Below are 10514 nucleotides of genomic sequence, written 5' to 3' on the forward strand. Positions count from 1 at the left end.
TGGGGGGATTCGTGCATTGAATACCGGGGGCGATAGTGGGCCGTACGCCACTCGCGCCCGCCCCGCGCCGGGGCGGGTAAAATCGCCCCCTTGTCTGCCGCCGCCCGCAGGCCGCTGCCCCTGCATCGCGCGGCGGGCCCATGGCGGCACCCGCGGTGTTCCGCGCATTCCCGAATTCCCCGAAGCGAATCCAGCCATGACCGACCAGCCTGACCTTTCCCCCGACGCCGACGACCCGGATGCCGCCGGGGAAACCGTGGAGAAGATCCAGGAACCCCGCCTGTGGCGGGCCGATGGCTGGACCGCCCGCGTGATCAAGAACGAGGACGATGACGGCTGGGCGGTGGCCATGATCAAGGACGGCGAGCCAGAGCCCGCCCTGGTCGGCCCCTGGACCATGGGCCGCGACAAGAAGAATCCCAAGCCGCTCGATGCCAACGCATTCTCCACGCTGGTCAAGACCGCCTCGGAGGTGCTGCGCCGCCACGAGCAGCAGTTGCACGCCATGCTGCACAAGAGCGTGATAGTGGACACGGACACAGCCCGCATCAGCGTGGCGCTGGACATCGTGCCCGACGAGGACAATCCCTACGCGGTATTGAGCGCGAGCGACGAGAACGGCGCTGAACTGGCCCAGGTGCGGGTTTCGCCTGGCTTCAAGCTGAGCAAGGCCAGCGCTGCCGACTGGATCGAGAACGAGTACCGCAAGCCGCGCTGAGTGCCTGCGCGCGTCGCGCGCGCGGCATCGCGATGGGGCTCGCCTGTTCGTTCACGGAATTTGATGCTCCCGTGCAAGATGGCACGCTGCGCCGGACTGGCCTGGTGGCACACTATGGCCTATGCCCGTCGGCGTGGGGCGTTGTGCCCGCGCCGGATACCTCGACCGGGCGGAACATGCGAAGGCGCGGGAGACGGGTGTGGGTGAATTGCAGTCCTTGCTGGAGAGTCACGGCGTGATGCTCGTGTTTCTCAATGTGCTGGCCGAGCAGGCCGGACTGCCGGTGCCGGCCGTTCCCATGCTGCTGGTGGCCGGCGCGCTCGGCATGCGCGAGGGCGGCCCGGAACTCGGCGCGGTGCTGGCGGCGGTCATCCTGGCCTGCCTGATTGCCGACACGGCGTGGTATTTCGCCGGCAAGCGGCTTGGCCAGCCCATGCTGCGCACCATCTGCCGCGTCTCGATCTCGCCCGACAGCTGCATCCGCCAGACCCAGTCGCTGTACCTGCGCGTGGGTCCGCGCTCGCTGGTGTTCGCCAAGCTGCTGCCGGGCGCCGGCGCGCTGTCCACCGCCATGGCCGGCATGACGGCTACGCCATTTCCGCTCTTCCTGTTCTACGATGCCCTCGGCGCGCTGGTGTGGGCCGGCGGCGCCTTGCTGATCGGCGTCGTGTTCACCGATTTCGTCGAAGTCATCCTGCGTGCCTTCAGCACGTATGGACCAATGGCCGTGACGGTGGTGGCGGCGGCCTTTGCCGCCTTTGTCGCGTGGAAGTTCGTGCGCCGTGTGCGCCTGCTGCGCCGCACCCGCCGCGTGCCCCGCATGTCGGTGGGCGAACTGGAGGAGCGCCGGCTTGGCGACCGCTTCCCGCTGGTGCTCGACGTGCGCAGCGAGGTGGCCGAGCGGATCCCTGGCGCGTTGGCCGTCGACCTGAACGCGCCGCTGGATCTGCTGTCGGCGCATCCGGTCACCACCGAGATCGTGGTCTACTGCGCATGCCCGAATGAAGTGTCGGCCGCGATCCTGGCGGAGCGGCTGAAATCCGCCGGCTATGCCAACACCTGGGCGCTGGCCGGCGGCTTCGACGAATGGAAGCGGCTGCACGGTGTCGCGCCCCATACGGCTTCCGGCCCGGAGGCTGCCGCGGCGCTGGCGCCACGCGTGAAGGGCCCCGGCCCGCTCCTCTGACCTGGCGCGGGGGCGCAAACCTGCCAGCAGACGCTGCCGCGCCAGCGCGTCAGCAGCCGACCCAGTAAGCGTAGCCCACCAGACGCTCGCCCAGGAAGTAGAGGCGGTACTGGTCGCCGTCGCCGTCCAGCGTGTAGAGCGTGGTGTAGGCGAGCTGTTCGAGGGGGTCCCCCTCGTCGCGGTCGGCGGGGCTGCGTACCTTGCCGGGTGCTTCGGCCATCTTCCAGTGCGGGTTCTTGCGCAAGGCCGCGTTGAGCTGCGCCAGCGTCGAGGCGCCGGTGATGTCATGCCCTTCGAGCCGCAGCGTCAGCCCGTCCGGGATGCCATGCAGGGCACGGATCACGGCGTCGCCGCTGCGGCCCACCTCGATCAGCGCATCCGGGTAGCGATAGTCCATCAGGTGCTCTTCGTCGAGCGCGGTACCGCATTCTTCCTGGTTGGCCGTGATGTTGGGCGGCTTGCCCCAGGCCGCCTGGACATCCGCCATGCTGGTCAGCCCGCGCAGGGCCACCAGCGGGCGGGTCAGCGGCGCGGGTGCGAAGGCAGGGGCATCGTCCGGCTGCGCGGCGTCGTCGGCCCGCGCCGCCTGGGGGCCCGAGGCCGACGCGGCGACAGGCGCTGCCGGAGCGGGTTCATTGCGTTCGCAGCCCGGCAGCGCGGCCAGGGCAGCGCAGGCGGCGAGGGTGGACAGGCAGCGGGACAGCGCGGGGTTGTCGGTGGCGTTCAGGCTGGACATGGTGCAAAAAATGGCCGCAAAGGCAGGGACTGCGTCAGGAGCGCAACCATACACCGAAGCGCGCCCGCTGAAAATGCCCGCGTGTGGCCTGGCGCACATCCCGCCTCCGGCCGTCGCGGGTCTGCGGGCAATCGCCCACGGCCACGATCGGGCCCGCGTAGTACCGCGTGGTGCAGCGCCACCTCGCCATAGCGTTTGCTCCCTGCCCGCACATCGGCCCGGCGGCCACCCTCCTCGCCACGATGCCGCGGGTTTGCTCCAGGCGCTTCCACGGCAACAGCTTGCTGAGCATCTCCGTATCGGCCACCAGCACCTCGGCACGCCGTGGCGCCGCCTATACTTGGGCGGGGATCTGCCACGGAGGATCGGCATGCCAGTCGAAGACCAGGCTTCCGGAGACGAACTGGCCCGCATTGCGCGCCGCCGCCGGCAACTCGGTATTGCCAGGCGCTTGCGCGACGGCGACAGCCACTGGGCGCTGGCCCTGTCGGGCGGCGGCATCCGCAGCGCTACCTTTTGCCTGGGGGTGATGCAGGCGCTGGCCAAGGCGCCGCCGCCGCCGGTAGCCGATCCGGCCGGTCCGGTGCTGCATGCGGTCACCCCGGACGCTGCGCCGGACGGCCCGCCGGACAACGTCCAGGTCCGCCTGCAAGATGCCGTGCAGGAAGGCGATGGCCCGAACGCGCCCACGGCGGCGCCCCCGCCGGCCACCACCGCGCTGCTCGGCCAGTTCGACTACCTCTCCACGGTCAGCGGCGGTGGCTACCTGGGCGCGTTCTTCTGCAGCCTGTTCGTGCCAGGCCGGTTGAAGCCCGGCACCGCGCCGGCCGAGGCTGCGGCGCTTGCCTACCGTACCCTGCAGCAGGAGCCGCCGGGGCGTATCCGGTCCTCGACCTCCTACGTCGCGGATCCCGGGCGCGCAGCGGTGGCGTGGCTGCGCGAGAACGGCCGCTATCTCACGCCGACCGGCGCCGGCGATGCGCTCTACGCCGGCGCGCTGGTGGTGCGCAACTGGTTTGCCATGCAATACGTGATCGGCAGCGCGCTGCTATTGCTGCTGGCGGTGCTGGCATTGCTCCGGCATCTCGCCGTGGGCAACTGGCTGGACCTGGGCCGGCACGAGATGGACCTGTTGCACGATGCCCGCCAGGTGTTCAACGAGGGTGGCCTGGCAATCTGGTGGAGCGAGCTGCTGTGGTTGCCGCTGGCCGCGCTGCTGCTGTTCGCGGTGCCGCCCGGCGTGGCTTACTGGCTGGTCTACCCGCACGCCGGCGAGGCGCGGCCGGCGCTGCGCTTCGATAGCGCGGCCACGCGCCTGGCCGCGCTGGCCGGCGTGGCCATGCTGGGCCTGGCGGCATGGCTGAACCGGCTGACGCCGGGCCTGGTGCTGCCTCGCCTGCTGCTGGCGGCGGCCGTGCTGACCTTGCTCGGCGTGGCTTGCTGCTTCGCCCTGTGCCGGGAGCAGCCGGCTACCGTGCAGGCCTATCGCGTGCGCGCCACGCGCGCGTTGCGCAACGGTGTCGGCGCGGCGCTCTGGTTTGCGGCGCTGGGCGCGGCGGACACGGTGGGGCGTACCTTCTACCTCTACACGCAGAACACCGGCCACCCCTGGGGCACGCTCGGTCCGGCGGCGATGGCGGGCGGCCTGGTCTGGCTGGTGCGCTACGGCGCGGGCCTGGTCGACGGCAAAGGCGGCGCCGGCGGCGGCAATCCATGGCTGTCGCGCCTGCCGGTGTCCTTGCTGGCCGGCATTGGCGCGGCGCTGGTGGCGCTGCTGGTCTTCATGCTGTGGTCGTGGCTGGTGTTGTGGGTGCGCTGGAACGGCGGCCAACCGCTCGACTGGATGGTGTTCGGCAACGCCTACACCACGCCGGTACTGTGCACGCTGAGCGTGCTGGCGCTGGGGCTCACGCTGATCGCCGGGCGCTTCGCCGGTTTCCTTAACCTCTCGACCCTGCAGCCGTTCTACGCGGCCCGCCTCACGCGGGCCTACCTGGGGGGCTCCAACGGCAAGCGCTTCATGCCCGGCAGCGGCGCCGGGCCCGCGCAGCAGCATGCCATCCAGCGTGCCAGGCTCAGCGTGGCGGAGCCCGAGGATGGCGACTCGCTCAGCCTGAACGCCTACTACGATCCCGCCATGCTGGCGCCGCTGCACCTGATCAACGTGACGCTCAACCTTACCGTGGATCCCGCCGAGCAACTGGTGCAGCGCGACCGCAAGGGCAAGCCGCTGTGCATTGCGCCGGGGCCCTTCATGCTGCCGCACACGGCCGCGCGCGCCATCCCTGCAGACGCGTTCGTGCGCTTCACCGTGGATGGGCAGCTCTACTATCCCGAGACCTGGAAGGCGGGCGGCAGCGAGCTATCCCAGTCGCGCACGCTGGGCGACTGGATCGCAACCTCGGGCGCCGCGGTGTCCACGGGGCTGGGGCGGTCCACCACGCTTGGCACCTCGTTGCTGCTCGGCCTGGCCAACCTGCGCCTGGGCACCTGGTGGCCGTCCTATCCGCTGGATGCCGGCAGCGCGCCGCGCAGGGGCGGCGCCGAGCGCGACCGCGTGCAGGCGGAGTGCGCCGGCGCACCCTGGCTGGGCGGCTTCATCACGCTGTTCCGCACGCAGTACTATCTCGCCTGCGAGCTGAGCGCGCGCTTTCATGGCACGCGGCGCGGCTGGCAGTATCTGTCGGACGGCGGCCACTTCGAGAACACGGCCGTATATGAATTGCTGCGCCCCGAGCGCCGGGTGGCGCTGATCGTGCTGTGCGATTGCGGAGCGGATCCGCGCTACCAGTTCGGCGACCTGGCCAACCTGATCCGGCTGGCGCGCATCGACCTGGGACTGGAGATCGTGGTCGATACCGCGGCCGCCGGCGACGCGGTGCTCGGCAGCGTGTTCGGCACGCCGGCCAGTTTTTCCCCGCAAGGGCGCCGCACGCCGAGCGACAAATGCGCGCTGTTGCTGAATGTGTTTCGCGCCGACGAGCCGGCCGGCACGCGCCGTCCGGTATCGCGCATCGTGTTGCTCAAGCCATGTCCGATCGCTTCGGCCCCCGCGGACGTGCGGCAATACGGCGCCGGGCATCCCGCCTTTCCGCAGGAGCCCACCAGCGACCAGTTCTTCGATGAAGCGCAGTGGGAGAGCTACCGCGCGCTTGGGCTTGCCATCGGCCAGCGCGTCTTCGGCGGCGGGGCGGATGGCGATGCTGTAGCGCGAGCCTTGTGGGCGCGTTGAGTCCGCGGGGCGCGCTGGCGCCGCTCAGCGCCCGAAGCCCACCAGCGCTTCCAGCACCGGCTGTACGGCTTCGGCCGGCGACAATGTCTTGCGCACCACCTGGCCCAGCCCGAACAGCCGCAGCCCCGGTGAATGTTTGCCGTTGGCAGCAAGCCCGGAACACTAGCGGTTGACCACCTTGGCCGGCATCGCCAGCACCAGGAAGCAGCTGCCCACCAGGCAGGCCGCGAACAGCACCAGGCCGGCGCTCGGGCTATGGAAGGTGTCCTTGAGCCAGCCCAGCAGGTAGGTGGCGGCAAAGCCGCCGAGGTTGGCGATCGAGCAGGCCAGCGCAATGCCCGCCGCCGCCGCGGTGCCGCTCAGGAAGGTCGACGGCAGGCACCAGAACACCGGGAAGGTGGCCACGATGCCTACGTTGGCCAGCGTCAGCATCAGCACGGTGGCGCTGGTGGAGCCGGTGACGAAGGTGCTGGCGACCAGGCCGGCGGCGCCCGCCAGGATGGGAACGACGATATGCCAGCGGCGCTCGCGCGTTTTGTCGGAATGGGCGCCGTTCAGCAGCATCGCCACCACGGCCACCGCATGCGGGATGGCGGTCAGCAGGCCGATGTGCAGCGGGCTGGCCACGCCGGAGTCGCGGATGATGGTCGGCATCCAGAAGCCGATCGAGTAGGTGCCCATCAGCAGGCACATGTCGATCAGGCCCAGCATCCACACGCGGCGGTCGGTGAAGGCCGCCTTGAGCGAGTGGCTGCTTTCCACCAGCACATCGGTTTCCAGGTTGCGATGCAGGGTGCGCTTCTCGTCGGGTTGCAGCCAGCTGGCGTTGTCGATACCGTTGGGCAGGTAGAAGAACACCATCACACCCAGCAGCACCGAGGGAATGGCCTCCAGGAAGAACAGCCACTGCCAGCCGGCCCAGCCGTGCATGCCGGCAAAGGCGGTCATGATCCAGCCGGAGATCGGGCTGCCGATCATGCTGGCCAGCGGCAGGCCCATCATGAACAGCGCAATGATCTTGCTGCGCTTGTGCGTGGGGAACCAGTAAGTCAGGTAGAGCAGCACGCCGGGCAGGAAGCCGGCCTCGGCGGCGCCCAGCAGGAAGCGCAGCACGTAGAACTGCGTTGGCGTGTTGACGAACATGGTCGCACCGGACAGCAGGCCCCACGTCACCATGATGCGGGCGATCCAGATGCGCGCGCCCACCTTCTGCAGCACCAGGTTGCTCGGCACCTCGAACAGGATGTAGCCCACGAAGAACAGCCCGGCGCCCAGGCCATAGACCGTTTCGCTGAAATGCAGGTCGTCCAGCATCTGCAGCTTTGCCAGCCCGACGTTGATGCGGTCGAGGTATGCGGCCAGATAGCAGGCGCAGAAGAACGGGATCAGGCGCCAGGTCACCTTGCGGTAGACATCTGGCTGGGCCGGGGCGGGTAGTACCGCCGCCGCGCCGTCTTGGTACTGATACGACATGTTCACTCCTTGATTTTCTACCGTTGTCTACCGTTGGGTGTCTTCGCCACCGCTGCGGGCGGCTGGCTGCGCTGTTGCCTACGCAAGCCGCGGGCCAGCGCCTGTGCAGTGATGGATGGGGCGGTTCTTGTGGTTTCCGTCTGGCCAGGCGGGCAATGCGTGCTCCGGTGCGCGGCGCAAGGCACGTCAGCCGCTGCGCTGTGCGCCGTCCTTGTGCAGGGGCGGCACCGGGTTCCTTCATCCGGCACTCATGTAGTGCCTTCTACATGAACATTCAGCGTAAGCTACATGAAAAAAGCTGGCAAGGGCGTGGTGGCGGTTTTCTCCTCGGGGTTTTCCCGCGCGGCGCGAAAGCGCGCGCGGCAGCGGTCGGCGGCAAGCGGGCTTGCCGGGAAAGGTGGCGATCCGAATGTCTCGGATGCGCCTTATCTTGTTCAGTGGCCGCTTAATGAGCGGGTGAGGATCGCAGTCTTGCGAGGGTGTCGTCGACGTTGTCCCAGGCGGGTTTGCCGGGGGCGAAGCGCGCCCGCAGGTAGTGCACCAGCTGAATCAGCTGGCGGTCGTCCAGGCTCTCGCCGAAGGCGGGCATATAGCCCAGTTCGCTGGATGCGGGCGCCGGGATGCCGGCGAGCAGCACGCGTATCAGGTTGTCGGGCCTGTCGCCATGCAGGTTGGTGTTGAGCGCCAGCGATGGCTTGATGCCGAACTGCCGGATGCCCTGGCCGCTTTGATGGCAGACCGCGCAGGCGTTCTGGTACAGCCGTTCGGCCGGGCCGCCGAGGGTGCGGGCCGCGGTGGCGCTGCGCTGTTCCAGCAGCATCGCCTGTTCGCTGGCAGCGGTATCCGGCGCGGCGTCGCCGAACGACGCGACATAGTGCGCGATGGCCCGCACGTCCTCCTCGGGTAGTTGTGCCAGTCCTTCCACCACCGGCGCCATGGGTCCGGCCGCCGCGCCATGGTGCGGGGCGTAGCCGTTGCGCAGGTACGCGAACAGGGCCTGCTCGGTCCACGGCACCGGCGCGCGCGATAGCTCGCCCAGCGGCGGCGCTTCCCAGCCTTCGGCCTCGCCGCCGCCAAGATAGGCGCGGCCGCCGCGTTCGGCGCCCAGCGCGTTGCGCGGCGAATGGCAGGCGCTGCAATGACCCAGGCCCTGGGCCAGGTAGGCGCCGCGGTTCCACTGCGCCGAGCGTGCCGGGTCCGCCTCGAAGGGCTTGGGGCTGTGGAACAGCAGGTTCCAGCCGGCCATCAGCGGGCGCAGGTTGTAGGGGAAGGCCAGCGCCGTCCCGGGCGCCCTGGCGCGTACCGGTTCGGCGGCCATCAGGTAGGCGTAGAGCGATTGCATGTCCGCCTCGCTGACCTTGGCGAAGGCGGTGTACGGAAACGCCGGGTAGAGATGCCGCCCGTCGCGATGGATGCCTTCGCGCATGGCGCGCTCGAAGGCGGCGTACGACCAGTTGCCGATGCCGGTCTCGGCGTCGGGCGTGATGTTGGTGCTGTAGATGGTGCCGAACGGCGTGTCCAGCGCCAGGCCGCCCGCGTTTGGCACGCCATTGGGCGAGGTATGGCAGACCGCGCAGTCGCCGGCGGCGGCGACCAGCCGGCCGCGCTCGATGGTGGCGGCGGAATAAAAGCCCGCCGCCGGCGGGGCCGCCGGTGCGATCGGCGCGCGCCAGGGCATCGCGGCCGCAAACAGGCCGGCGGTGGCGGTGGCCGCGGCCAGCAGCCAGTTGCGCCTGCGGCGGGTGCCGCGCTTGCCGTTGCCGTCCGCGCTGGACTGCGCCGCAAGCGCGAGCCGGATCCGTTCTCCGCTGAACGGCGGCTCGCGCAGCCGTACGCCGGTCGCGTCGAAGATGGCGTTGGCCACTGCGGGCGCGGCGGGCAGGATTGCAGTGGCGCTGGCGCCGAGGGTGGTGGGCGCACCGGCCAGCGCACCGGCAAGGCGGATTTCCGGCAGTTGCGCTGTGGCGAGCGCCGGCAGGCCGGCTTTGAGCGCCGCAGGCAATGGCGCCAGCGCCTGAGCGGGCCAGCTGTCGAAACTGCTGCCGGCCGTGAGCTGCCGCGCGGCGTGTTCGGCTTGCTGCTGCAAGGCCGGCGCATTGCCCGCGCTTGGCTCTCCCGCGTCGCTGTCATGGCCGAGCGTGACGCCGGTCACGCTGACTTCGCCGGTGCTGGCGTCGACTTCGACTTCCGCCACCCAGGCGGACCAGTTCCGTACCGGCGGGTCTTCATCGGCGTGCCCGGCTTCGATGGTGCTGGCGTAGGCGAAACCGCGCCCGCGCCGGACATTGTTGCGTGCTTGCGCGTGTTCGCCGCGCGGCTGCCAGCTGGCCTGCGCCGCGACCCGGCGCACCAGGCCGGCGCCGCGTGCGTCGTCGATATGCCGCAGCCGCAAGGCCACCGGGTCCTGCCCGCTGGCTGCCGCCACCTCGTCCAGGTGCGATTCGTGCGCGAACACGTAAGCCCTTGCCGTCTGGGCCGGCGTGCCGGCTGCGCGCGGCAAGCCGGGCGTGCCGGTTTGCGTCACGCTCAGGCCGTCGAAGCGGTAAGGCGGCAGGATGGCGTCATCCTTGCCCTGATCCTCGACGGGCGCATGCGTTTCGATCTCGCTGACCGGTGCTGGCGTGCCGGTCAGCCACAGCGCCAGTGGCAGCGCGGATGCCACCGCCGGGCCGCCGCGCGCATCGACGGCCGCATTGACGGCATAGGTGGCGATGTCGCCCTCGGCCTTCCATGCGCTTTCGACATGGGTGTTGAGCAGCGCCCGCGTGGCGCCAAGCTCATGGGCTTCCACGCGCATGCGTACCGCGCCGCCGGCGGCGTGCGCCAGCAGCGCGGCATCGGCCGCGGCGTGGTGCGCGTGCTGCGCATCCTCGCCCGCCATGGCCTGCCAGCAGATCAGTGTGATGCGGTCCTCGCCGATGCCCAGCAGGGCGGCCAGCTCGAGGCGCAGGGCGCCGGGGTTGCGGCTGGGCAGCCAGACGCGCAGCGCGCCGTCGCGCCAGTCGGCGACGGCGGTGCAGCCGGCCGGCTGCAGGCCGGCGAGCGGCCATCGATAGTCCTGTGCGCTGTGGCCGGCGGCATCCGCCCTGGCCTGCATGATGTCACCATGCGCCGCGAGCACGCGGCGCGCCATCGGCGTACCCGGGGCGGTGGCCTGCTTCGGCGGGGC

Annotated in this window: 6 protein-coding genes; 3 read left to right on the forward strand and 3 right to left on the reverse strand. The window is 70.2% G+C overall.

Annotated features, from left to right (window positions below; all coding sequences use genetic code 11):
* The first annotated feature begins 196 nt into the window (after window positions 1–196).
* Together P3W85_RS43270 and P3W85_RS43275 are read left to right on the forward strand one after the other, a co-directional pair.
* On the forward strand, window positions 197–718 hold the full coding sequence (locus P3W85_RS43270; RefSeq protein WP_276269335.1) for a hypothetical protein: 522 nt from the start codon (window positions 197–199) through the stop codon (window positions 716–718).
* A 199-nt stretch (window positions 719–917) separates the two neighbouring features.
* On the forward strand, window positions 918–1904 hold the full coding sequence (locus P3W85_RS43275) for a VTT domain-containing protein (RefSeq protein WP_035812532.1): 987 nt from the start codon (window positions 918–920) through the stop codon (window positions 1902–1904).
* Between the two features lie 49 nt (window positions 1905–1953).
* On the opposite strand, the gene P3W85_RS43280 is transcribed toward P3W85_RS43275, so the two are convergent.
* On the reverse strand, window positions 1954–2640 hold the full coding sequence (locus tag P3W85_RS43280) for a hypothetical protein (protein ID WP_276269336.1): 687 nt from the start codon (window positions 2638–2640) through the stop codon (window positions 1954–1956).
* Between the two features lie 370 nt (window positions 2641–3010).
* Between P3W85_RS43280 and P3W85_RS43285 the strand changes: the two genes are divergently transcribed.
* Window positions 3011–5872 (forward strand): hypothetical protein, encoded by a 2862-nt coding sequence (locus tag P3W85_RS43285; protein WP_276269337.1) that lies wholly within the window; start codon window positions 3011–3013, stop codon window positions 5870–5872.
* Window positions 5873–6034: 162 nt separating this feature from the next.
* On the opposite strand, the gene P3W85_RS43290 is transcribed toward P3W85_RS43285, so the two are convergent.
* Window positions 6035–7345 (reverse strand): MFS transporter, encoded by a 1311-nt coding sequence (locus P3W85_RS43290; RefSeq protein WP_276269338.1) that lies wholly within the window; start codon window positions 7343–7345, stop codon window positions 6035–6037.
* A 445-nt stretch (window positions 7346–7790) separates the two neighbouring features.
* A partial coding sequence (locus P3W85_RS43295) for a c-type cytochrome (RefSeq protein ID WP_276269339.1) occupies window positions 7791–10514 on the reverse strand: 2724 nt, incomplete at its 5' end.

Origin of the sequence: Cupriavidus basilensis, assembly GCF_029335485.1 — a bacterium.
Taxonomy (GTDB): domain Bacteria; phylum Pseudomonadota; class Gammaproteobacteria; order Burkholderiales; family Burkholderiaceae; genus Cupriavidus; species Cupriavidus basilensis_E.